Origin of the sequence: Thiohalospira halophila DSM 15071 (assembly GCF_900112605.1) — a bacterium.
Taxonomy (GTDB): Bacteria; Pseudomonadota; Gammaproteobacteria; order Thiohalospirales; family Thiohalospiraceae; genus Thiohalospira; species Thiohalospira halophila.
The window spans coordinates 1-22197 of record NZ_FOMJ01000006.1; the positions used below are offsets into that span (position 1 = coordinate 1).

General features: G+C 70.2%; 19 protein-coding genes. 4 read left to right on the top strand and 15 right to left on the bottom strand.

The features are described 5' to 3' along the window. The first annotated feature begins 196 nt into the window (after nucleotides 1-196). Complete coding sequence (locus BM272_RS08795; protein ID WP_093428422.1) at nucleotides 197-1237, top strand: Rpn family recombination-promoting nuclease/putative transposase; 1041 nt, start codon at nucleotides 197-199, stop codon at nucleotides 1235-1237. A 93-nt stretch (nucleotides 1238-1330) separates the two neighbouring features. On the opposite strand, the gene BM272_RS08800 is transcribed toward BM272_RS08795, so the two are convergent. The 6 genes from BM272_RS08800 to BM272_RS08825 all read right to left on the bottom strand — a co-directional run bounded on the left by BM272_RS08800 (nucleotide 1331) and on the right by BM272_RS08825 (nucleotide 4986). After that, nucleotides 1331-1669, bottom strand: coding sequence for a thioredoxin family protein (locus BM272_RS08800; protein ID WP_093428423.1), 339 nt, complete (start codon nucleotides 1667-1669; stop codon nucleotides 1331-1333). Further along, on the bottom strand, nucleotides 1666-2553 hold the full coding sequence (locus BM272_RS08805; protein ID WP_205407786.1) for a cobalamin-binding protein: 888 nt from the start codon (nucleotides 2551-2553) through the stop codon (nucleotides 1666-1668). The genes BM272_RS08800 and BM272_RS08805 overlap by 4 nt, the downstream gene beginning before the upstream one ends. Continuing rightward, nucleotides 2550-3551: a threonine-phosphate decarboxylase CobD gene (gene cobD, locus BM272_RS08810; protein ID WP_205407787.1), complete on the bottom strand. Its 1002-nt coding sequence runs from the start codon at nucleotides 3549-3551 to the stop codon at nucleotides 2550-2552. Before cobD ends, BM272_RS08805 begins: the two co-directional genes overlap by 4 nt. Continuing rightward, nucleotides 3548-4462: an adenosylcobinamide-phosphate synthase CbiB gene (gene cbiB, locus BM272_RS08815; RefSeq protein WP_399349380.1), complete on the bottom strand. Its 915-nt coding sequence runs from the start codon at nucleotides 4460-4462 to the stop codon at nucleotides 3548-3550. Before cbiB ends, cobD begins: the two co-directional genes overlap by 4 nt. Before the next feature lie 61 nt (nucleotides 4463-4523). Then, the gene (locus BM272_RS08820; RefSeq protein ID WP_093428424.1) at nucleotides 4524-4787 is read right to left on the bottom strand and encodes a DUF2442 domain-containing protein; all 264 of its coding nucleotides are present in this window, start codon (nucleotides 4785-4787) and stop codon (nucleotides 4524-4526) included. Continuing rightward, on the bottom strand, nucleotides 4747-4986 hold the full coding sequence (locus BM272_RS08825; protein WP_093428619.1) for a DUF4160 domain-containing protein: 240 nt from the start codon (nucleotides 4984-4986) through the stop codon (nucleotides 4747-4749). Before BM272_RS08825 ends, BM272_RS08820 begins: the two co-directional genes overlap by 41 nt. 100 nt (nucleotides 4987-5086) lie before the next feature. On the opposite strand from BM272_RS08825, the gene BM272_RS08830 reads away from it, so the two are divergent. From BM272_RS08830 to BM272_RS08840, 3 genes are all read left to right on the top strand, one after another. Continuing rightward, a complete protein-coding gene (locus tag BM272_RS08830) occupies nucleotides 5087-6535 on the top strand; it encodes a cobyric acid synthase (protein ID WP_093428425.1) in 1449 nt (482 codons plus the stop codon). Nucleotides 6536-6611: 76 nt separating this feature from the next. Further along, nucleotides 6612-6893 (top strand): type II toxin-antitoxin system RelE/ParE family toxin, encoded by a 282-nt coding sequence (locus tag BM272_RS08835; RefSeq protein ID WP_093428426.1) that lies wholly within the window; start codon nucleotides 6612-6614, stop codon nucleotides 6891-6893. A 12-nt stretch (nucleotides 6894-6905) separates the two neighbouring features. Continuing rightward, nucleotides 6906-7169, top strand: a complete 264-nt coding sequence (locus BM272_RS08840; RefSeq protein WP_093428427.1) for a HigA family addiction module antitoxin — start codon at nucleotides 6906-6908, stop codon at nucleotides 7167-7169. Between the two features lie 150 nt (nucleotides 7170-7319). On the opposite strand, the gene BM272_RS08845 is transcribed toward BM272_RS08840, so the two are convergent. The 9 genes from BM272_RS08845 to ccoG form a co-directional block, all read right to left on the bottom strand. Continuing rightward, the gene (locus BM272_RS08845; RefSeq protein ID WP_093428428.1) at nucleotides 7320-11177 is read right to left on the bottom strand and encodes a DUF3683 domain-containing protein; all 3858 of its coding nucleotides are present in this window, start codon (nucleotides 11175-11177) and stop codon (nucleotides 7320-7322) included. Nucleotides 11178-11394: 217 nt separating this feature from the next. Next, complete coding sequence (locus tag BM272_RS08850; protein ID WP_159433053.1) at nucleotides 11395-12567, bottom strand: porin; 1173 nt, start codon at nucleotides 12565-12567, stop codon at nucleotides 11395-11397. 78 nt (nucleotides 12568-12645) lie between these two features. Further along, on the bottom strand, nucleotides 12646-13104 hold the full coding sequence (gene lspA / locus BM272_RS08855; protein ID WP_093428620.1) for a signal peptidase II: 459 nt from the start codon (nucleotides 13102-13104) through the stop codon (nucleotides 12646-12648). Between the two features lie 26 nt (nucleotides 13105-13130). Further along, nucleotides 13131-15980, bottom strand: a complete 2850-nt coding sequence (gene ileS, locus BM272_RS08860; RefSeq protein ID WP_093428430.1) for an isoleucine--tRNA ligase — start codon at nucleotides 15978-15980, stop codon at nucleotides 13131-13133. A 34-nt stretch (nucleotides 15981-16014) separates the two neighbouring features. Beyond that, a complete protein-coding gene (gene ribF, locus BM272_RS08865; protein ID WP_093428431.1) occupies nucleotides 16015-16944 on the bottom strand; it encodes a bifunctional riboflavin kinase/FAD synthetase in 930 nt (309 codons plus the stop codon). Between the two features lie 108 nt (nucleotides 16945-17052). After that, entirely contained in the window at nucleotides 17053-17316 is a 264-nt protein-coding gene (ccoS, locus tag BM272_RS08870; protein ID WP_093428432.1) for a cbb3-type cytochrome oxidase assembly protein CcoS, read from the bottom strand. A gap of 83 nt (nucleotides 17317-17399) precedes the next feature. Next, a complete protein-coding gene (locus BM272_RS08875) occupies nucleotides 17400-19886 on the bottom strand; it encodes a heavy metal translocating P-type ATPase (RefSeq protein WP_093428433.1) in 2487 nt (828 codons plus the stop codon). Next, nucleotides 19855-20652, bottom strand: coding sequence for a FixH family protein (locus BM272_RS08880; protein WP_093428434.1), 798 nt, complete (start codon nucleotides 20650-20652; stop codon nucleotides 19855-19857). The genes BM272_RS08875 and BM272_RS08880 overlap by 32 nt, the downstream gene beginning before the upstream one ends. 12 nt (nucleotides 20653-20664) lie before the next feature. Then, entirely contained in the window at nucleotides 20665-22077 is a 1413-nt protein-coding gene (gene ccoG / locus BM272_RS08885) for a cytochrome c oxidase accessory protein CcoG (RefSeq protein WP_093428435.1), read from the bottom strand. Between the last annotated feature and the right edge of the window lie 120 nt (nucleotides 22078-22197).

Sequence of the window (22197 nt, forward strand, 5' to 3'; positions counted from 1 at the left end):
CGAGGTTCCGGACTGGCGCTACCGCGCCATCCGGAACGACGATATCGGGAAGGTTTTTGGATCCCTGTGGAGCACCCCATCCCGGCCCGGGTGGAGCACCCCATCCCGGCCCGGGTAGAATATCGCCACGGTCACCAGACGCCGGCCACGGAGTGGCCACCGGACCGAATTCGTCCAGTCGCCCAGGGAGGGGCTCATGGACCACGACCACGGCTACAAACACCTGTTCAGCCACCCGGAGCTGGTGGCCGACCTGCTCACCGGCTTCGTGAACGAGCCCTGGGTGGAGGAGCTCGACCTCGCCAGCCTGGAACGAGTAAGCGGCCACTACGTCAGCGACGACCTCCGGGAGCGGGAGGATGACCTGGTCTGGCGCGTCCGCTGGGGCGAGGGCTGGTGCTACGTCTACCTCCTCCTGGAATTCCAGTCCACGGTGGACCGCTTCATGGCGGTGCGCCTGCTCACCTACCTGGGCCTGCTCTATCAGGACCTCCTCAAGGCCGGAGAGCTCGCCCCCGACGGCCGGCTGCCTCCCGTCCTGCCCCTGGTCCTCTATAATGGAGAGCGGCGCTGGACCGCCCCGGTGGAAATGGCCGAACTCATCACCCCGGTACCGGGCGGACTCGAGGCCTATCGCCCCGATTTCCGCTACCTGCTGCTGGACGAGGGCGCCTTCCGGGAGGCCGAACTCCCGGAGCGCAACCTGGCCGCCGCCGTCTTCCGGCTGGAGCACAGCCGCAAACCGGAAGATCTCCAAACCGTGGTCCATCGGCTGGTAGAGTGGTTGCAAACGCCCGCGCAGCGGTCCCTGCGCCGGGCCTTCTGCGTCTGGCTGGGACGGGTCATCCTCCCCGGCCGCTTCGGTGACACGGAGTTCCCCCCGACCAACGACCTGCGGGAGATGGAAAGCATGCTGTCCGAGCGCGTAAAGGAATGGCAGGAGCAGTGGAAACAGCAGGGGCTGCAAAAGGGCCTGGAAGAGGGCCGGGAGCAGGGCCTGGAACAAGGCCTGGAACAAGGCCTGGAGCAGGGCCTGGAGCAGGGCCTGGAGCAGGGCCGCACCCAGGGCGAGGCGGCCCTGTTGCTGCGCCAGCTGGAACGGAAGTTCGGCAAGGAGGCCATGGAGAGCTGGCGCCCCCGAGTAGAGGGCGCCGATGCCGAGACCCTGCTGCGCTGGTCCGAGCGGATCCTAACCGCGACGGAACCGGCCGAGATCTTCGACGACGGCCAGGACTAGCCCCACCTCTCTGTCGAAGGGCAGTCGGCGGCCTGTTCTCGAGGTTCCGGACTGGCGCTACCGCGCCATCCGGAACCTCGATGGTAGTGGGTGCTAGTCGTCGAAGAGCAGGCCGTAGGGTCGGGCCAGGGCCTGGCGGACGGCGTCGACGCCGAAGCTGCGGGAGAGCCGCTGGCCCTCCCGGCCCTCCAGGCAGATCACGGCGGTGGGCGCGGCGGTGACCACCCACTGACCCGCCACCTCCGGATGGGCGGCGGCGTCCACGGCGATGAGGGCCGCGCGGGGGAATTCCTCGGCCAGCAGGGCCTCCACCTTCGGCCGCAGGGCGTGGCAGACGTGGCAATCGGGGGTGGAGAACCAGACCACCGCGGCCGGGTACTCCGCCAGCCGGGCGTCCATCTCGTCCTGGCTATCCGCTGTCAGGCTGGTCATTGCGCCCGCTCCCGTGCCTGGTCCAGCACCGCGCAGAGTCGCTCGGCGCCCTCCACCAGCCGCGGGCCGGTGCGCTGCAGGATATCCGGCTTGATGAAGAAGAGATTATCGTCGGCCACCGCCGGCAACTCCGGCCACCGGCGCCAGCGCTCCAGCCACTCCGGCTGCTCCTCGCCCATGCCGCCGGCGATGATGACCTCCGGCTCGGCCGCCAGCACCGCCTCCTCGCTGATCCGCGGCGAGGCGCCCTCGGCATCCGCAAAGACGTTGACCCCGCCACAGAGCTCCATGACCTCGGTGACCGGGTGGCCGCGGCTCAGGGTCATCAGCGGCCGATCCCAGATGGCGTAGAAGACCCGCAGCGGGGCCGCCCCCTGGTGCGCCTCCCGCAGGGCGGCCACGCGCTCGGTGAAATCGTCGGCGGCCGGCTCGGCGGTCTCGCCCGTCCCGGCCAGCCGGCCCAGGGCGCGCAGCTCGGCGGGGATGTCGGCCAGGCCGCGCGGGTCGCTGACGAAGACCGGCACCCCCAGCTCCCGCAGCCGGCGCACCGGCCCGCGCGGGTTGCCCTCCGCCCAGGCGACCACCAGGTCCGGTTCGGCGGCGAGGATCGCCTCCATGTCGGGGCCGCTGTAGCCGCCGATGTCGGTGCGTTCCGCCGCCTCCGGGGGATGGTCGCTGTGGCTGGAGACGGCCACCACCCGCTCCCCGGCCCCGGCGGCGAAGAGCATCTCCGTGGCGTGGGGCGCCAGGGAGACGATGCGCTCCGCCGGCTCGGCCAGTTCCAGTTCCTCGCCCAGGCCGTCCTGCACCGTCACGGCGGCAGCGAGGCCGGGCACGAGCAGGAAGAGGGCCAGTAGCGGGGAGAGCGAGTATCGAGTCGTCATGGGGCGATCTCCTGTGGAGTGATCTCCTGAAGGGCCGTCGCCAGCCGCTGCCAGTCCGCCTCCCCGGCGGGGAGGCCGAAGCGCAGCGCCGGCGGGTGGTCGAAGCGGCGTACACGGATGGCGCGCCGGGCCAGGGCCTCTTCCACCGCGACGGCCCGCTCGGTCTCCACGTACTGAAAGAGCGGCGTGCCGCCGGTGGGCGGCAGGCCGGCCTGGTTCAATAATTCCGCCAGCCGCGCCGAGTCGGCGACCAGGCGCGCCCGCGCCTCGGCCTGCCAGGCGGTATCCGCCAGGGCGCCGGCCCCGGCCCAGCGCGCCGGCCCGGAGACCGACCAGGGGCCCATCTGCTCGGCCAGGGCCCGGCGCACCCCGGGCGGGGCCAGGGCGAAGCCCAGCCGGATCCCGGCCAGGCCGAAGAACTTGCCCACCGAGCGCAGGACCACCAGCCCGGGCGCGCCGACCTCCTCCGCCGCCGTTGGTCCCTCGCCGCTATCGGCGAAGGCGGCATCGATGACCAGCCAGCCGCCGCGGTCGGCCAGCTCCCCCCGCCAGGCGGCCAGACGCTCGGCGGGGAGGGTCGCCCCCGTGGGATTGTTGGGCTGGATCACCACCAGGGCATCCAGGCCGTGCAGGTCCGCCGGCCCCTCCGGGGGGACGGGGACGACCTCGCAGCCCGCGGCCGACCAGGCGGCGGCGTGCTCGACGTAGCCCGGGTGGGTGATGCCCACTCGCCAGCCCCGGGCGCCCAGGGCGGTCGGCAGGGCCTGGATGGCCGCCTGGGAGCCGGGGACCGCCAGGAGCTGGTCGGTGCCGTAGTAGTCGGTGGCGGCGGCCTCCAGGCGGCCGTCATCCTCGGGCAGCCGGTGCCAGACCGACTCCGGTGGTCGGGGGACCGGCCAGGGCACGGGATTGATGCCGGTGGAGAGATCCAGCCACTCCCCGGCCGGGATCCCCCAGCGCCGGGCGGCGGCGGCGATATCGCCCCCGTGGGCCGTCATGCCCATCCCCGCAGGAGCAACTCGACAACCAGCGCGACCCCCACCAGGCCGATGACGGCGCGGCCAAGGAGTTTCCCCGCGCGGTGGATATCATCGGCGGTGGCGGCCCGCCCCTCCCCCAGCGCCGGGCGGACCTCGGTGCGGCCGTGGTAGGGGGCGGGCCCACCCAGGCGGATCCCCAGCGCCCCGGCCCCGGCGGCCATCACCGGGCCGGCATTGGGGCTCTTCCACCGCCGCCCCTGGGTCCGCCAGCAGCGGATGGCCCGACTCGTATTGCCGGCCACGGCGTAGGCGGCGGCGGTGAGGCGGGCGGGGAGCCAGCCCAGCAGGTCATCGGCGCGGGCGGCGACCCGCCCGAAGCGGTCGTAGCGCTCGGTGCGGTAGCCCCACATGGCGTCCAGGGTATTGATGAGCCGGAAGGCGACCAGCCCGGCGGCCCCGGCCACCAGGTACCAGAAGAGCGCGGCGATCACCGCATCATTGCCGTTCTCCAGTACCGACTCGGTGGTCGCGGCGGCGATCCCGTCCGCCTCCAGGGCGGCCGGGTCGCGGCTCACCAGCATCGCCACCGCCGAGCGGGCGCCGGCCAGGTCGCCACGGGCCAGGGGGGCGGCCACCGCACCGGCGTGGTCGGTGAGGCTGCGCCCGCCCACGGCGAGCCAGAGCAGCGCGACCTCCAGGAACCAGCCCGCCCCGGGCAGGGCGGCCAGCCAGCCCGCCGCCAGCGCCGGTGGAACCACCAGCAGGCCCGCCAGCACGGCGCCGCGGCGGATAGTGGGCGCATACCAGCGCGCCTCCACCGCCTGGACCGCCCGCCCGAAGAGCGCCAGGGGATGGCGGCGCGGCTCACCCAGGAGGTGGTCGGCGACCAGGGCGGTGACAATGGCGGCGGTGGCCAGGGGCAGTTCCATGGGCTCCGGCGATCGGCGGGGGAGCCGGCCAGTCTAGCAGGGGCGCCGGGGTGGTGGGAGGTCAGCCGGCGCGGAGGGGGTAGTGGTCCGGCGAGCGCAGGATCTCGGTACTGAGATCGACATCCAGTTCCGGCCAGTGGAGCTGGCCCGGTACCGGCTCTTCGACCCGGAGAACCGCATCCACACGCGCCTCGCGGAACCAGGGGTATTCCTCGAACGGGAGGAACCACTCCGAGCCATCCGAGGCTCGAAGCGCGACCCCGCCTGCGGTAATGGCGGTAACCTCAGCCCCCGAAATGGGCTCGCCAGGCTCGCTGGAATGCATGGTGGTGCTCCCGGACGGTGGCATCAATGACGCGAAGCTGCCGGAGATCCAGGCCACTGGCCCGGGCCAGTTCCACCTCCGGCGACAGCCAGAATTTGGCCTCTCCCCCTCCACACTGGACGTGGACATGCATGCGCGGCTCTTCCCGGGAAAAGAAGAAGAACCGGCACCCTCCTTGCCGAAGGATGGTCGGGCTCATCCATGAACCCCTGCTCCTGTATTTGGAAAGAGCGTAGCCGAGCCCATTCCCACCGGCAAGACGCAGCGGCATCAGGGCCGGCGTGTGCGACAATACGGCCATGACGAGAACCCTCATGGTCCAGGGGACCACCTCCGACGCCGGCAAGAGCCTGCTGGTGGCCGGGCTCTGCCGGGTGCTGGCCCGGCGCGGCGTCTCCGTGGCCCCCTTCAAGCCCCAGAACATGGCGCTGAACTCGGCGGTCACCGCCGATGGCGGCGAGATCGGCCGCGCCCAGGCGCTCCAGGCCGAGGCCGCCGGGATCCCGGCGGAGGTGGACTTCAATCCCGTCCTGCTCAAGCCGGCCACCGACCGGGGAGCCCAGGTCATCGTCGGCGGGCGCTCCATCGGCACCCTGGATGCCGTGGCCTACCACGACTACAAGGCCACCGCCCGGGAGGCGGTCCTGGCCGCCCACGCCCGGCTGGCCGCGCGCTTCGAGGTCATCGTGGTGGAGGGGGCCGGCTCCCCGGCGGAGGTGAATCTCCGGGAGCACGACATCGCCAACATGGGCTTCGCCGAGGCGGTGGACTGCCCGGTGATCCTGGTGGCCGATATCGACCGCGGCGGCGTCTTCGCCCAGCTGGTGGGGACACTGGAGCTGCTCTCCGCCAGCGAGCGCGCCCGCGTGGCCGGCTGCGTCATCAATCGCTTCCGCGGCGACCCGGCGCTGCTCCAGCCGGGGCTGGACTGGTTCACCGAGTACACCGGCAAGCCGGTGCTGGGGACCCTGCCCTTCCTCCCCGGGCTGCATCTCGATGCCGAGGACCGGCTGGACGGCTCCGCCGGCTCCGGGGAGGGGGCCGACCGGCTGCGCGTGGTCGTCCCGGCGCTACCCCGGATCAGCAACCACACCGACCTCGACCCCCTGCGCGACCACCCGGGGGTGGAGCTCCTCTTTGCCGGCCCGGGGGAGACGCCGGGGGCGGACCTGGTCGTCCTCCCCGGCTCCAAGAACGTCCGCGCCGATCGGGCGTGGCTGCGCGAGCAGGGCTGGGACGCCGCGCTGGCGCGCCACCTCCGCTACGGCGGACGGGTGCTGGGGATCTGCGGCGGCTACCAGATGCTCGGCCACTGGATCCACGACCCCGAGGGCTGCGAGGGGGAGCCCGGCTCCGAGGCGGGGCTGGGCTGGCTGGATCTGGAGACCACCCTGGGCCCGGAGAAGCAGCTCCACAATGTCACCGGCCGGCTGGAGCCCGAGGGGGCAACGGTGGCCGGCTACGAGATCCACCAGGGGACCACCACCGGCTCCGATACCGCCCGCCCCGCCGCCACCCTGGACGGCCGGCCCGACGGCGCCCGCAGCGCGGACGATCGGGTTCGCGGTACCTACCTCCACGGGGTCTTCGACGAGGCGGAGGCCCGTCGCACCCTGCTGGCCTGGGCCGGCTGGAGCGGCGAGGGAGACTCCGACCACCACCGCCGCCGCGCCGACTCCCTGGAGCGGCTGGCCGATGCCGTGGAGGCCCACCTGGATCCGGCGTGGCTGGCGAGCTGGGCCGGCTGAGTCCGGTTACACTCCCTTCATTGTGGCTATAACGCCCTGCGTTATACTAAAGGGAGAGGCACCGCGAGGGACCGAGGTGATCAAGAGCTTCAGGGATCGACGAACAGCCGCCATCGCGCGCGGAACCCCCTCGCGCAAGTTGCCACGAGACATCCAGCGGACGGCGCTCAAGAAGTTGCGGCAGCTGGAAGCGGCGACCAACCTCGATGACCTGCGTATCCCGCCAGGCAACCGGCTGGAGGCGCTGCGGGGAAACCGGGAAGGGCAGCACAGCATCCGCATCAACAGCCAGTGGCGGATATGCTTTCGTTTCCATGATGGCGACGCCCATGACGTCGAGATCGTCGACTATCACTGAGGAGGGGGCGAGATGACCGAGCAGCTTCCCAACATCCATCCCGGCGAGATCCTGCTGGAGGATTTCATGGAGCCCATGGGCCTCAGCAAGAACGGCCTGGCCAAGGCCATCGGCGTCCCGGCCACCCGCATCGGGGAGCTGACCCGCGGCCGACGCCGCATCACCGGCGACACCGACCTCCGCCTCTCCCGCTACTTCGGCACCAGCGAGGGCTACTGGCTCCGGCTGCAGAACGCCTACGACCTCGAGGAGGCCCGCCGGAAGATGTCGGCCTGACGAGAACCCCGGCCCCGTCGTTCCCGATGGCACGCAGCGCCAGTCCGGAACCCCGAGAACCGGCCTGCAACGCAGATTCCGGCGTCAGCGGCTACGCTCTCGAGGTTCCCGCCTGCGCGGGAACGACGGTTCCTTTCCCGCTGTTCCTGCCTAGAGCAGGACTCGCTCGATGCCCCGGTCCTTCGCCTTCTCGATGAACTGCTTCTGCCAGCCGTCGCCCAGGAGGTGGTTGGCCATCTCCACGACGATGTAGTCGGTCTCCACGCCGGTATCGTCGGTGTAACGGGAGAGACCCTGCTGGCAGGCGGGGCAGGAGGTGAGCATCTTCACCTGGTTGTCCTGCGCCTTCTCCTCGCCGGTGTAGTACTGCACACCGCCGCGGATCTCCTCCTCCTTGCGGTAGCGCAGCTGCGTGGCGATATCCGGCCGGGAGACGGCCAGGGTACCGGCCTCGCCGCAGCAGCGGTCGGAGAGCTGGACCTCCTGCCCCATGAGCTTCTCCGCCGTGTCGGTGGGGCTGTAGGTCTTCATCGGGGTGTGGCAGGGGTCGTGGTAGAGGTACTGGACCCCCTCCACGCCCTCGACGTTCATCCCCTTCTCCAGCAGGTACTCGTGGATGTCCAGCAGGCGGCAGCCCGGGAAGATCTTCTGGAACTGGTACTTCTCCAGCTGATCCATGCAGGTGCCGCAGGAGACGATGACCGTCTTGATATCCAGGTAGTTCAGGGTGTTGGCCACCCGATGGAAGAGTACCTGGTTGTTCACCGAGATGGCGTGGCCGGTCTTGTCGTCGCCGGTGGAGCTCTGGGGATAGCCGCAGCAGAGGTAGCCCGGCGGCAGGACCGTCTTGGCCCCGGCCTCCCAGAGCATGGCGATGGTGGCCAGGCCGATCTGGGAGAAGAGCCGCTCGGAGCCGCAGCCGGGGAAGTAGAAGACCGCCTCGGAGTCGTCGTCGGTGGTCTCCGGATTGCGGATGACGGGGACGATGGAGTCGTCCTCCAGGCCCAGCTGCTGGCGGGTGGTGGTCGCCGGCATGTCGTTGGGCATGGGCTTCTTCATGAAGTGGACGACCTGCTCGGTCACCGTGGGCTGGCCGGTGGTGCTCCCCGGCGGGTTCTTGCCCGAGTCCACCGGCGTCAGCGCCCGGGTGACCTTGCTGGCCATGCGCTGGGCGCGATAGCCGAGCTGGATGACGCCGGCGCGCATGGCCTTCACCGCCCCGGGATCGGTGACGTTGAGGTAGGCCATGGAGAGCGCCGCGCCCGGGTTGAACTTCTTCTGCCCCTGCTCGCGCAGGATGTTGCGCATGCGGATGGAGACATCGCCGAAGTCGATGTCCACCGGGCAGGGATTGAGGCACTTGTGGCAGACCGTGCAGTGGTCGGCCACGTCGGTGAGCTCCTCGAAGTGGTTCACCGAGATCCCGCGCCGGGTCTGCTCCTCGTAGAGGAAGGCCTCGACGATGAGGCCGGTGGCCAGGATCTTGTTGCGCGGCGAATAGTGCAGGTTGGCCCGGGGGATGTGGGTCATGCAGACCGGCTTGCACTTGCCGCAGCGCAGGCAGTCCTTGACCTCGTGGTTGAGGTCGGAGAGCTCGCTGGCCTCCAGCAGCAGGGCTTCCTCGTCCAGCAGGCGCAGGGAGGGGGTGTAGGCGTTCTGCAGGCCGGAGCCCGGCATGAGCTTGCCGCGGTTGAAGCGCTCGTCCGGGTCCACCTCGCGCTTGTAGTCGGCGAAGGCGGCCACGGCCTCGGGCTCCATGTAGGCCATCTTGGTCAGGCCGATACCGTGCTCGCCGGAGATCACGCCCCCCAGCTCCCGGGCCAGCTCCATGACCCGATCCACGACCCGATCCGCCTCCTGCATCATGTCGTAGTCGTTGGAGTTCACCGGGATGTTGGTGTGGACGTTGCCGTCCCCGGCGTGCATGTGAGTGGCCACGAACAGGCGCGACGAGCGGATCTCCTGGTGGAGTTCATCGAAGCGCTTGCGTACCTTGGCCAGGTCCTGGCCGCCGAAGATCTCGCCCAGGGGCCGCTCCACCTCCTCGCGGTAGGAGATCCGTTCGTCCCGGCGCTGCATGACGCGGAAGAGGGTGTCCCCCGGCTCCAGCGCCTCCCGGGCGGCATCGACGAGGACCTCGGTCATCTCGGCGGCGGGCCGGTCCAGGTTGTTCATCAGGGTGGTCCAGCGCTGGCGGACGCCCGCCAGCAGCTCCCGGGCCGCGCCCTTCTTGCCCTCCAGGATGGCGTCGGCCTCCTCGGAGCGCTCGTAGTCCTTGGCCTTGCGCACCTCCGGCATGTCGGTGTCCAGGTATTCCAGGACGGAATCGATCATGCGGACCTTGTTGGCGGTGGAGAGCTCGATATTGATGCGCTCGATGCCGTCGTTGTAGTCCGCCAGCCGGTCCAGCGGGATGACCACGTCCTCGTTGATCTTGAAGGCGTTGGTGTGGGCGGCAATGGCAGCGGTGCGGGCGCGGTCCAGCCAGAAGCGGTGGCGCGCCTCGGCACTGGCGGCGATGAATCCCTCGCCACCACGGGCGTTGGCCATCTGCACCACCCTGGAGGCGGCGTCGGAGACGGCGGTCTCGTCCTCGGCGGCCAGGTCGATGAGCAGGACCATCTTGGGCAGATCCCGCCGGGGCGCCTTGGTGGAGTACTTCACCGCCCGGATGTAGCGCTCGTCCAGGTGCTCCATGCCGGCCAGGGCGACGTCATCGCGACCATCGATATAGTCCTTGGTCTCCACGATGGCCGGGACGGCGCGACGCAGGTCGGCGCCGAAGAACTCCAGGCAGACGGTGCGCTGGTGCCTGGGCATGGTGTGGAGGACGAAGCGCGCGGAGGTGATGATGCCGTCGCAGCCCTCCTTCTGGATGCCGGGCAGACCGCCCAGGAACTTGTTGGTAACGTCCTTGCCCAGGCCGACCTTGCGCAGCTCGGGGCCCGGGATGGTCAGGTCCTGGGACTCCCCCACCGGGGTGGTGAAGTCGGTGTCGTAGCGGGTGATCCGGAAGGTCGCCTCGTCCACGTCGTGGATCTTGCCGCGGTTGTGGGCCAGGCGCTCCACCACCAGCCACTGCCCCTCGGGGGTGACCATGCGCCAGTCCACCAGGTTGTCCAGGGTGGTGCCCCAGAGGACGGCCTTCTTGCCGCCGGCGTTCATGGCGACGTTGCCGCCGATGCAGGAGGCATCCTGGGAGGTGGGGTCCACGGCGAAGACGAAACCGGCCTCGCCGGCCTTCTCCGCCACCCGCTTGGTGACCACGCCGGCGCCGGCGCGGATGGTGGTGGCGCGGCCGGCGTCGCCGGGGAGTTCGCGCTCCTCCACCGCGGAGAGGTCTTCCAGCTTCTCGGTATTGATGACCGCGGTGTTGCGGCACAGCGGCACGGCGCCGCCGGTGTAGCCGGTCCCGCCGCCGCGCGGGATGATGACGAGATCTAGGTCGATGCAGGCGCGCACGAGCTCCGCCACCTCGGCCTCGGTATCCGGGTTGAGGACCACGAAGGGGTACTCCACCCGCCAGTCGGAGGCGTCGGTGACGTGGGAGACCCGGGCCAGGCCGCCGAAGTCGATATTGTCCTTGCGGGTTACCTTGTTCAGGCGCTTGAGGGCACGCTGGCGCAGGTCCTTCTCCGCGTCCAGCTCTTCCTCGAAGCGGCGCACCGCCTCCCGGGCGCGCTCCACCAGGGTCAGGACCACCTCGCGCCCCTCGGCGCGCTCGGCGATGGAATCCAGCCGCTGCTGCATGGCCTGGACCAGGGAGCGCCGCCGCTTGCGGTGCTCGATGAGGTCGTCCTGGATGTAGGGGTTGCGGGTCACCGCCCAGAGGTCGCCCAGGACCTCCAGGAGCATGCGGGCGGAGATGCCGGTGACACGCTCCGAGCGCAGGCTCTGGATGACTTCCCACATCTCCTCGCCGAGAAAGCGATTGACGATCTCGCGATCGGAGAATGAGGTGTAGTTGTACGGGATCTCGCGGATACGGGCACTGTCCTGCTGGGACATGAAGGCCGTGACCTCTTGATGCGGGCAGGATGGAGGATCATAGCACGCCCCCCGGCCGGAGGCGACGAATCCCGCTCGAACGAGCCGGGATTTCAACCAGTTAGGAGAGGTTGACGGGTGTGAGGGGTCTCACGCGGCCGGACAGGCCCCGGCGGCCTGTTCTCGAGGTCCCGGACTGGCGCTGCGTGCCATCCGGAACGACGGGGGGATAACTCCCCTAGAAGTCCTTGCGCAGGCCCAGGCTCCAGGTACGCTGCTTGAAGTCGAATTCGTCGGTGTCGCTGGTAAAGCGGTTGAAGCGGTAGCCCAGGAAGAGGCGGCTCTCCTCGGAGAAGGAGTGGATGAAGCCGGTGGCGGCGTAGATGCCGTTGACGTCATCAATATGGTCGGCGTCGTTGGAGATCCGCTGGCCGCCGAGCTGGAAGACGTAGGTATTGGGCTCGAAATCGAACTGGTAGCCGGCGAAGCCGCTCCAGCCGGTCTGGTCGCCCAGGCCGACATCGATATTCTCAGCGTCGACCACGTCGGCGGCCTCCTCTTCTCCCTCGAAGCCCTCGAACTGGAGGCTGAAGGTGTGGGCCTCGCCCTCGTACTGGCCGCCGATCTTGGCCGCCTGGAAGGAGCGGCCGATGGTTTCATAGCCCCCATCATCGTCCAGCAGGTGGACGAACTCGGCAGCACCAGGGTTGTCTTCGTCCTCCTTCACGGCCACGGCATCCCAGTCATTCATGGAGACGGCCAGAAAGCCCTCCCAGTCGCGGCCGAAGAACTTGAGCGCGGCGGAGTAGTCGCCCTCCTCGCCCCGGTCGCTGGTGGCGTCCTCCTCGTCCCGGGTCCGGTAGTTGCCCTGGTCCAGGCTGGCGTTGATGTGGAAGGCGATGTTCTCGCCGGTGACCTCGTAACCCAGGGCGTCGCTCATGTAGCCGTGCTGGCCGAAACTCGGCGTGGAGACGAACAGGGGCCGCTCGTAGCCGAGCATGCCGGCGTTGGAGCGCGCCTCCAGGGTGGTCCAGGCGAAGGGGTCGTAGGTCACGCCGCCGGTGTACTTGTAGGCGGGCTTCAGCGACCCGGCGGTGATCCGGCCGAAGGGGGCCTCCAGCCCCACGAAGGCCTCGCGCTGCTCCTCGCTCCAGGCGGCGCGGGTGGTGTTCAGCCGCAGCCGATAGCGGGCGAGGACGGCGACCTGCTGACCCAGGTCCTCCACCACGTCCACGCCGAGCTCCCCGCGCATGGCATCGGTGAAGGCGAGGCCGTTATCACCGCTGGCGCCGGTATCGCGGTAGTTGGCGATCTCCGCCTGGGCGGAGCCGGAGACCTCCACCTCGGTGGCCGCGGCCGGGGTGGCGGCCACGGCGGCCGCCGCGGCGAGGAGGGGAAGACGCTTGGCCATGATCGAGAATCCCTTGCCGATTGAATAAGGGTGCATTATCCGGGAGAGCGGCGGCCCGAAACAAGGTGGGCCGGCGCCCTAGTGCCGGCCCGGCCGGAACGCATCCCAGAGCAGGAGGACGGCGCCGATGGTGATGGCGCTGTCGGCGATATTGAAGGCGGGCCAGTGCCACCCGGCGGCGTGGACGTCGATGAAGTCGATGACGTAGCCCAGACTCAGTCGGTCCACCAGGTTGCCCACTGCCCCGCCGATGATGAGCGCCAGGGCGGCCCCCAGACGGTGCTCGCCCCGGGACAGGCGCGCCAGCCAGACCACCAGGGCCACCGCCACGCCGATGGCCAGGGCGGCGAAGAGCCAGCGCTGCCAGCCGCCGGCATCCGCCAGCAGGGAGAAGGCGGCGCCGGTGTTGTAGGCCAGCCGCAGGTCCAGGAAGGGCAGCACACTGATCATCCCCTCGCGCAGGGCCGTCTCCGCCCACCCCTTGGTGAGGTAGTCCAGAATCAGCACGACGGCGGCCAGCCAGAGCCAGCGCAGCATGGGGCGGCGCTGCAGGGCGGTCGCCATCAGATGAACTCCCGCGCCTCGCCGTCCCCGGCGATATTGGTCACGCAGCGCCCGCAGAGGTCGGGGTGGTCGGCGTGCTCGCCCACGTCGGGGCGGTGGTGCCAGCAGCGGCCGCAGCGCGCATGCCCGGTGGCGGCCACCGCGATCCAGACCTCGTCACCGGTGGAGAGCTCCACGTGGTGGCCCTCCGCCGGGGCATCCGTGGCCCAGTGCACCCGGACGGCGGAGGTGAGGAAGAGGAAGCGCAGCTCGTCCCCCATGGGCTCCAGGGCCTGGCGCAGCTCGCTGCCGCAGTAGAGGTCCACCTCCGCCTCCAGGGCGCCGCCGATGCCGCCAGCGGTACGGAGCTGCTCCAGCTCGCGGCTTACCGCCTCGCGCACCTCCAGGGCCCGGCTCCAGAGACCGTCGCCGGTCCCCTCCTCCGCCGGCAGGGCCGGGAACTCATGCCAGGTGGTGAGGAAGACGGAGTCGGTGGAGCGCCCCGGCAGGTGGTCCCAGACATCCTCGGCGGTGAAGCTGAGGATGGGGGCCATCCAGCGCACCAGGGCGGCGATGATGTGCCAGACCGCGGTCTGGGCCGAGCGCCGGCCGGCGCTGGCCGCCGGCATGGTGTACTGGCGGTCCTTGATGACGTCCAGGTAGATCGAGCCCAGCTCCACGGCGCAGAAGTTGTGCAGCCGCTGGTAGACGTGGTGGTACTCGTGGCGGTCATAGGCGGCCAGGATGGCCTCCTGGGTCTCCACCGCCCGGCGCAGGATCCAGCGGTCGAAGGGGAGCATGTCGGCGGGGGCCAGGGCCTGCTCCGCCGGGTCGAAGTCGGCCAGGTTGCCCAGCAGGAAGCGGGCGGTGTTGCGCACCCGCCGGTAGGCGTCGGCCATCTGCTTGAGGATGCGGTCGGAGACGGCCATCTCCGCGCGGTAGTCGGCGGAGGCGACCCACAGCCGCAACAGGTCGGCGCCCAGCTCGTCCACCACCTTCTGCGGGGCGACCACGTTGCCCTGGGACTTGGACATCTTCCGCCCGCCCTCGTCCACGGTGAAGCCGTGGGTGAGTACCCCCTTGTAGGGGGCGACCCCGCGCAGGGCCACGGAGGTGAGCAGGGAGGACTGGAACCAGCCGCGATGCTGGTCGGAGCCCTCCAGGTAGAGATCGGCGGCGGGGAACTCGGTGAGGCCGGCGCGCTGCTCCAGCACGGTGTAGTGGGTCACGCCGGAGTCCAGCCAGACGTCCAGGGTGTCGGTGATCTTGCGGTACTGCGCCGCCTCGTCGCCCAGCAGCTCCGCCGGGTCCAGCTCGAACCAGGCGTCCATGCCGCCGGCCTCCACCCGCTGGGCGACGGCCTCGAGGAGCTCGTCGGTGCGCGGGTGGAGTTCGCCGCTGTCGCGGTGGACGAAGAAGGGCAGCGGGGTGCCCCACGTCCGCTGGCGGGAGATACACCAGTCGGGCCGGTTCTCCACCATGGAGCGGATGCGCGCCTCGCCCCACTCCGGGGTCCAGTCGGTAGTGCCGATGGCCGCCAGGGCCTTGTCCCGCAGGCCGCCGTGGTCCATGCCGATGAACCACTGGGGCGTGGCGCGGAAGAGGATGGGGGTCTTGTGGCGCCAGCAGTGGGGGTAGCTGTGGTGCAGCGCCTGGTCGTGGACCAGGGTGGCGGTGGCACGCAGCTGCTCGATGACCTTCGGGTTCGCCTCCCGGGCGTGGAGGCCGCCGAAGAACTTCAGGTCCTCGATGAAGGTGCCGTCGTCGCGCACGGGGTTGTCCACCGGCAGGCCGTAGCGCTGGCCGACGACGTAGTCCTCCTGGCCGTGGCCGGGGGCGGTGTGGACGCAGCCGGTGCCCGCCTCGGTGGTGACGTGGTCGCCGAGGATCACCGGCACCTCGCGCTCGTAGAAGGGGTGGGCGAGCTTGAGCCCCTCCAGGTCGGTGCCGCGGCAGTAGCCCACCACGCGGTAGTCGGTCTCCCAGCGCTCGAAGACGGTCTCCAGCAGCTCCTGGGCGACGATGAGCCGCTCCGGCGGGTGGTCGCCCACGCCGGGGCACTCCGCCACGGCGTAGTCCAGCTCGGGGTGGACGGCCACGCCCTGGCTGGCCGGCAGGGTCCAGGGGGTAGTGGTCCAGATCACGAGACTGATATCGCCGTGGGCCTCGTGGTCGTGGCCCTCCGGGTAGTGGCAGCGGGCATAGAGGGCCGCCGGGTCCAGCACCCGGTAGCGGACATCGATGGCCGGGGAGGCGATCTCGTGGTACTCCACCTCCGCCTCGGCCAGCGCCGAGCCGCAGTCGGTGCACCAGTGGACCGGCTTGTAGCCGGTGTGGATGTGGCCCTCCGCCCGGATCCGGCCCACGGCGCGGATGGTATCCGCCTCCATCTGCGGGTCCATGGTGAGGTAGGGGTTATCCCAGTCGCCCAGGATCCCCAGCCGGATGAAGTCGGCCTTCTGGTTCTCCACCTGCTCGGCGGCGTAGTCACGGCAGGCGTTGCGGAACTCGGCGTGGCTCACCGCCACTCCGGCCTTGCCCACGGTGCGTTCCACCTGTAGCTCGATGGGTAGGCCGTGGCAGTCCCACCCGGGGATGTAGGGGGCATCCATCCCGCCCAGTGTCCGGGACTTGATGACGAAGTCCTTGAGGACCTTGTTCACGGCGTGGCCGATGTGGATATCGCCGTTGGCGTAGGGGGGGCCGTCGTGAAGCCAGTAGGTCGGTGCCCCGGCGCGCTCCTCGCGGATCCGCTCATAGAGGCCGTTCTCGGCCCAGCGGGCGAGGAAGTCCGGCTCCCGCTTGGGCAGGTTGCCGCGCATGGGGAAGTCGGTGTGGGGCAGGTTCAGGGTGTGCTTGTAGTCGGCCACGGCGGGCGTTCCTCCAGTGCGTTGTCTCGCGGCGTCATTCCACGCCCAGGCGGCGGCGGGCGGCAGCGGCGTCGGCATCGATCTGCGCGGTGAGCTCCTCCAGGGAGCCGAAACGCTGCTCTTCCCGGATCTTCTCCACGAACTCCACGCTCACCGGGCGGCCGTAGAGGTCGCCGGCGAAGTCGAAGACGTGGACCTCCAGCACCGGCTCGGTGCCGTCCACGGTGGGCCGGGTCCCCACGTTGGCCACCGCCGGCCGCGACGGACCGCCGTCAACGGTGAGCCAGACGGCGAAGACCCCCGACAGCGGCCGCTTGCGCCGGTAGAGGGGGATGTTGGCCGTGGGGAAGCCGATGGTGCGGCCCCGCTGGTCGCCGTGGACGACCCGGCCGCAGAGGCGATAGGGCCGCCCCAGCAGCTCGGCGGCGGTCTCCAGCTCGCCGGCGGTGAGCGCGTTGCGCACCCGGGTGCTGCTGACGCGCTCGCCGTCCAGGCTGTAGGTCCGGGTCCGTTCCACGGCGAAGCCGTGCTCGGCCCCGGCGGCCTCCAGGGTCTCGAAGGTCCCGGCGCGCCGGTTCCCGAAGCGGAAGTCATCGCCCACCACCAGGTACTCGGTCCCCAGCCCGTCCACCAGAACGCGCTGGATGAATTCCTCCGGCGCCATGGCCGCCAGGCGGGCGTCGAACTTCAGGCAGAGCACCCGTTCCACCGGCTGGGCCCGCAGGGCATCCACCTTCTCGCGCAGTCGCGTGATGCGGGCATCGGCCCGCTCCGGGGCGAAGTACTCCAGCGGGTGGGGCTCGAAGGTGATGAGCGTCGCCGGCAGGCCGCGCGCGCGGGCCCCGGCCTCGAGCTGTCCCAGCACGGCCTGGTGGCCCCGGTGGATGCCGTCGAAGTTGCCGATGGTCACGGCGGAGCCGCGATGCGCGGGGCGCAGATTGTGCAGGCCGCGGATGACCTCCATGGGGCGACTTCTCCCGGGCGCATGCGGGCCTCTACCCGGCGCCGTGGCGTTTCGTGGCCGGGCAGTATACGACAGCCCCCCTGCCCGTGCCCACGCCGGGCGCGGGCCCTAGCGAGGACCTCCTCCGTCGGGGTCCTCGCCCTCGGTGTCCGTCCCCGATGCCGGGTCGCGCGCCCGGGACCGATCCTCGGGTTTATCCTCGGGGGGCGGCTGACGCACCGGGATCTTCGGGTCGTCGTCGTCCATGAGGATGCGGTAGGCCGGCCCCTCCAGGTCATCGAACTGGCCGCTGCGAATGGCCCACAGGAAGCCGGCGGCGGCGATCCCCAGCAGGAGGATGGCCAGGGGGATGAGGAAGTAGAGTGTCTCCAAGTTCTCGCCTCTCGACGGCGCCGATCACCCGCCCATCCTACGACCGGGCCGGCCTCGGGACCACCCCGTACGGTTGTGAGCACCTACTCCCGGCCGCGCGCGGCCAGCCGCAGGGCGTTGGTCACCACGATGAGCGAGGAGAGCGACATGCCCAGGGCGGCGAGCCAGGGGGTCAGCCAGCCGGCCGCCGCTACCGGCAGGGCGACGAGGTTGTACCCCAGGGCCCAGGCGATGTTCTGGCGGATCACCCGATGGGTAGCGCGGGCGCGATCCACCGCCTCGGCCAGGGCAGGCAGGCGATCGCCCTGGAGGATGAGGTCGGCACTGGCGTGGGCGAGCTCGGTGGCCCGGGCCATGGCCACCGAGACATCGGCCCCCGCCAGGACCGGGGCGTCGTTGACGCCGTCCCCCACCACCGCAACCCGCTCGCCGCGGGACTGATATTCCTGCACCACCGCGAGCTTGCCCGCCGGGTCCAGGCCGCCGCGGTACTCCTCGATCCCCAGCTGCCCGGCCACCGCCGCCACGGTGGCCGGCCGATCCCCGGAGAGGATGGCCACGCTCAGGCCGCGCCGGCGGAGGTCGGCGATGGTCCCGGCGGCATCCTCACGCAGAGTATCGGCGAGCAGAAAGAGGGCCCGGATGCCTTCAGCATCGGCGAGGGCCACCGGGGTGGCGGCCGGATGGGCGGCCACGGTGGACTCCATGGCGTCGCGATGGGCGGTGCCGGGGCACTCGGCGCGGATGAAGTCGGGGCTGCCCAGCCAGTACTCGACCCCGTCGACCCGGCCGGTGACGCCGAGCCCCGGGCGGTTGGTGAGCGCCTCCACCGCGGGGGGCGTACCGGGGCCGGCGGCCACCAGGGCACGACCCAGCGGGTGGCTGGTCCCCGCCTCCAGGGCGGCAGCGATGGCCAGCGCCTCGTCGCCCTCCCCGCGCAGAGAAACCGTCTCGGTAAGCGAGGGCTCACCTCGAGTCAGGGTCCCGGTCTTGTCGAAGAGGATCCGGTGGACCCCGGCCAGCCCGTCCAGGGCGTGGCCCCGGGTGGTGAGCAGCCCCAGGCGAGTGAGTGCTCCCACGCTGGCGGTAACCGCCACCGGCGTCGCCAGGGCCAGGGCGCAGGGGCAGCTGGCCACCAGCACGGCCACGGCGACCCAGAAGCCGGTGGCGGCATCCACTGCCCAGGTCCAGGCGCCGCCGGCCACTGCCGCGAGGATCAGGACGCCGAGGACGAAGACGCCGGTGCCGCGTTCGGCCATGCGGGCGATGGCCGGCTTCTCGCTCTGGGCGCGATCGAGCAGGCGCTGGATCCCGGCGACCACGGTATCCGGCCCCACCCGACGGACAGTGACCTCCAGGGGGCTGTCGCGGTTGACGCTGCCGCCGACCACCTCGTCGCCCTCCCCCCGCGGCACCGGCAGGGATTCCCCGGTAAGCAGGGACTCGTCGGTGGCGGAGTGGCCGTTCACCACCTCGCCATCCGCCGGCACGGGGTCGCCGGGCCGCACCCGGACCCGATCGCCGGGGGCGAGGTCGCTCACCGGCACCGTCTCCTCGCCCCCGTCGGCGGTGATCCGGGTGGCCGTCGCCGGCAGGAGCCGCCCGACGGCCTCCACCGCCTGGCCGGCGCGGTGGCGCACCCCCATCTCCAGGAAGCGGGACGTAAGCAGGAAGAAGACGAACATGGTCGCCGATTCGAAGTAGACCTCCCCGCTACCGGTCACCGTGGCCCAGGCGGAGGCGCCCCAAGTGGAGGCGACGGCCAGGCTCACGGGGACGTCCATGCCGGCGCTGCCGCTCTTGAGATCGCGCCAGGCGGAGGTAAAGAAAGGCCAGCCGGCGTAGAAGACCACCGGCGTGGCCAGCAGGAGGCTGACCCAGCGCAGGAACTGCTGCATCTGCGCATCGATGCCGTACTGGTGGCCGGCGTAGAGGGCGACGGCGAGCATCATGACCTGCATGGTACCCAGGCCGGCCACGGCCAGGCGGCGCAGGGCGGCGCCGCGCTCGCGCTTGTAGAGCGACTCCTGCTGGCCCGGGTCGAAGGGGTGGGCGCGGTAGCCGATGGCGGCGATGGCCCGGAGGATGTCGGAGAGCGCGATCCGGGAGGAATCCCAGCGGACCCGAGCCCGGTGGGTGGCGTAGTTTACCTGGAAATCCAGGACGCCCTCGAGGCCGCGGACATGGCGCTCGGAGAGCCAGACGCAGGCGGCGCAGGTGATCCCCTCCAGGATCAGCGACGCCTCGCGGACGTCGTCCTCGTCCACGGCGACGAAGCTGCGCTGGATGGACTCGCGATCATAGAGGTCGAGTTCCGCCAGGGCCTCCGGGATCAGCTCACCGGCGTTGCGCGCCTTCTCCGTGCGATGGCGGTAGTAGTCGGTGAGACCGGCGTCCACGATGGCGCTGGCCACCGCCTGGCAGCCGGGGCAGCACATGGGCTGCTCCGCGCCATCGATAGTAACGCGGTAGTCAGCGCCGGCCGGGACCGGCAGGCCGCAGTGGAAGCACTCGCAGGCGGCGGGCTCCGCCCCTTCCTCAGGAGTCGTCGTTGATGCGGGTTCGGGCATGGACCTCGTGGGTGGCGCCGGCGCGCTCGATGGTCATGGCGAGGTCCCAGCGGCCGGGGGCCGGCAGCCGGAGGTCGCTGCGGTAGAGGCCGGGCCCGACCTGCTGGAGCTCGAAGGAGACGTCGAGATCCTTGTTGGCGGGCCGGAGGAACTTGCCGCTCACGGTCGCCCCGTCCAGGGGCTCCCCCTTCCGGGTGGTCACCTTAACCTGGAAGGCCTCCCGCTGACCGGCCACCGGCGGGTCCAGGAAGCCCTGGGTGACCTGCCAGCCCCGCTCGCGCTGCTCCTCGACGCGCTCCAGGTAGCGATTGTAGAGCTCTTCCTTCTCCTGGTAGTCCCGGGCCACGGTGCCGGGAAAGTGGGACTGGACCTCGGCGCCGCTGTCCGGCTCGGGCAGGAGCCACGCGGTGGCCTCCGGTCCGAGGCCGCCATTGGCCAGGGTCAGGAAGACGGCGTTAACGCTGATCACGACACCGAAGAAGGCGACGATGAGGGCCGGACCCCAGTGGAACCGGAACCGGCCCTTGCGCTGCTGCAGGCCGATGATGGCCAGGGCGTAGGCGGTAACGAAGTAGACCGCCAGGTGCATGGCATAGACGTCCATCCCCGGCCAGTCGGTGGCAGCCCATACGGTATAGGCTGCCACTACCGGGAAGGCGGCGGCGAGCGCCCCCACCTTGGGGTCCCCGCCGCGCAGCCGCAGCAGGAGGAAGACCAGGACGATGGCGATGGCGCCACCGACGAGGGTCAGGAGCATGGTCTGCATCAGGTTGTTACCTCAATCGGGCCCATGGAAGGTCGCCTCCGCTTTCAGGGGCTGGTAGGCGTCATTCACCGGGTCCATTACGAAGCGGAAGTGGGTCTGTTCCCCGGTGAGGAGGTCGGGTTCCACCCGGACCTTGGCCTGCACTCGGCTCGACCGTTCGGCCTCCACGGTGATGGTCTCGTAGCCGCCGAGATCCATGGAGGCACCTTGCAGCCCCTCCAGCCGGATCCGGTAATCGATGGGTTCAGTGGTCTTGTTGGACACCTTCAGATTGTACCGGTTCTGGATCCGGCCATCCGAGAGGGTCACCGACAACGGTTGACGCACCTGGGCGGCAAAGAACTCCATCGGCGCCCGGGTCGCGATGCTGTAGATGAGCGCCCCGGACGCCACCAGTATCGCCGCGGCGTACCCGAAGTTCTTGGGCTTGAGGAAGTGGGTCTTGCCCCCCTCCAGTTCCCGCTCGGAGGTGTAACGCACCAGGCCGCGCGGGTAACCCATCTGGTCCATGATGTTATCGCAGGCGTCGATGCACAGAGCGCAGGAGATGCACTGGTACTGCAGGCCGTTGCGGATGTCGATCCCGACCGGGCAGACCTGGACGCAATAGCCGCAGTCAATGCAGTCGCCGTAGCCCTTCTCGCGCCGCTCCTCCGGCGTCTTCAGCCCCTTGGCCACCTTGTGCCGCCCCTGCTCGCGCTCCCCCCGGTTGGTGTCGTAGCTGACGATGAGGGTGTCCATGTTGAACATGGCGCTCTGGAAGCGGGCGTAGGGGCACATGTAGGTGCAGACCTGCTCCCGGGCGTGGCCGGCCATGATGTAGGTGGTCAGCGTCAGGAAGCCGGTGGTGAAGTAGGCCGGATAGGGCGCCTGCCCCGTGAAGAACTGCTGGACCAGTGTGGGGGCATCGGTCCAGTACATGGTGAAGGTCAGCCCGGTGAGGAAGGCCATGGCCAGCCACAGGATGTGCGTAATCCCGTACTTGGTGATCTTCTCGCTGTTCCACGGCCCCTTGGACAGGCGCAGCCGTTTGGGCCGCTCGCCCTGAACCAGTCGCTCGATGAGGATGTAGACGTCGGTCCACAGGGTCTGGAAGCAGAAATAGCCGCAGAAGACGCGCCCGGCGATGCCGGTGACAAAGAACAGCAGCCAGGCGCCGATGATGAGCAGCCCCGCCAGCCAGAAGATATCCTGGGCGAAGACCGTCAGATCGAAGAGATAGAACTGGCGTCCCGGAATGTCGAACTGCACCGCCTGACTGGGGCCGGTGGTCCGGTCCCAGCGCAGCCACGGCAGGAGGAAGTAGACGCCGTAGGCAAGGATCAGGATCCCCCACTTGAGGTTCCTGAACCGACCCTTGACCGAGCGAGGGTGGATGGGGATGCGCGCCTGGTAGGCGCCCTCCTGAGCGGTTTCCGTTGCCATGGACTTCCCTCCAGCAATTCAAGCGGTCCACCCGGATCGAACGAGATCCGGGTGCCGATTCCGGGCCTGCCCGGCACTACCCTTCCTCCTGTCGACGTTTCCGGGTGCCGGAAACGACAA

Excerpts from the sequence above, each read along its gene's own strand:
- BM272_RS08795 (WP_093428422.1), top strand. The coding sequence starts at position 197 with ATGGACCACGACCACGGCTACAAACACCTGTTCAGCCACCCGGAGCTG.
- BM272_RS08800 (WP_093428423.1), bottom strand. The coding sequence starts at position 1,669 with ATGACCAGCCTGACAGCGGATAGCCAGGACGAGATGGACGCCCGGCTG.
- BM272_RS08805 (WP_205407786.1), bottom strand. The coding sequence starts at position 2,553 with ATGACGACTCGATACTCGCTCTCCCCGCTACTGGCCCTCTTCCTGCTC.
- cobD (WP_205407787.1), bottom strand. The coding sequence starts at position 3,551 with ATGACGGCCCACGGGGGCGATATCGCCGCCGCCGCCCGGCGCTGGGGG.
- cbiB (WP_399349380.1), bottom strand. The coding sequence starts at position 4,462 with ATGGAACTGCCCCTGGCCACCGCCGCCATTGTCACCGCCCTGGTCGCC.
- BM272_RS08820 (WP_093428424.1), bottom strand. The coding sequence starts at position 4,787 with ATGCATTCCAGCGAGCCTGGCGAGCCCATTTCGGGGGCTGAGGTTACC.
- BM272_RS08825 (WP_093428619.1), bottom strand. The coding sequence starts at position 4,986 with ATGAGCCCGACCATCCTTCGGCAAGGAGGGTGCCGGTTCTTCTTCTTT.
- BM272_RS08830 (WP_093428425.1), top strand. The coding sequence starts at position 5,087 with ATGACGAGAACCCTCATGGTCCAGGGGACCACCTCCGACGCCGGCAAG.
- BM272_RS08840 (WP_093428427.1), top strand. The coding sequence starts at position 6,906 with ATGACCGAGCAGCTTCCCAACATCCATCCCGGCGAGATCCTGCTGGAG.
- BM272_RS08845 (WP_093428428.1), bottom strand. The coding sequence starts at position 11,177 with ATGTCCCAGCAGGACAGTGCCCGTATCCGCGAGATCCCGTACAACTAC.
- BM272_RS08850 (WP_159433053.1), bottom strand. The coding sequence starts at position 12,567 with ATGGCCAAGCGTCTTCCCCTCCTCGCCGCGGCGGCCGCCGTGGCCGCC.
- lspA (WP_093428620.1), bottom strand. The coding sequence starts at position 13,104 with ATGCTGCGCTGGCTCTGGCTGGCCGCCGTCGTGCTGATTCTGGACTAC.
- ribF (WP_093428431.1), bottom strand. The coding sequence starts at position 16,944 with ATGGAGGTCATCCGCGGCCTGCACAATCTGCGCCCCGCGCATCGCGGC.
- BM272_RS08875 (WP_093428433.1), bottom strand. The coding sequence starts at position 19,886 with ATGCCCGAACCCGCATCAACGACGACTCCTGAGGAAGGGGCGGAGCCC.
- BM272_RS08880 (WP_093428434.1), bottom strand. The coding sequence starts at position 20,652 with ATGCAGACCATGCTCCTGACCCTCGTCGGTGGCGCCATCGCCATCGTC.
- ccoG (WP_093428435.1), bottom strand. The coding sequence starts at position 22,077 with ATGGCAACGGAAACCGCTCAGGAGGGCGCCTACCAGGCGCGCATCCCC.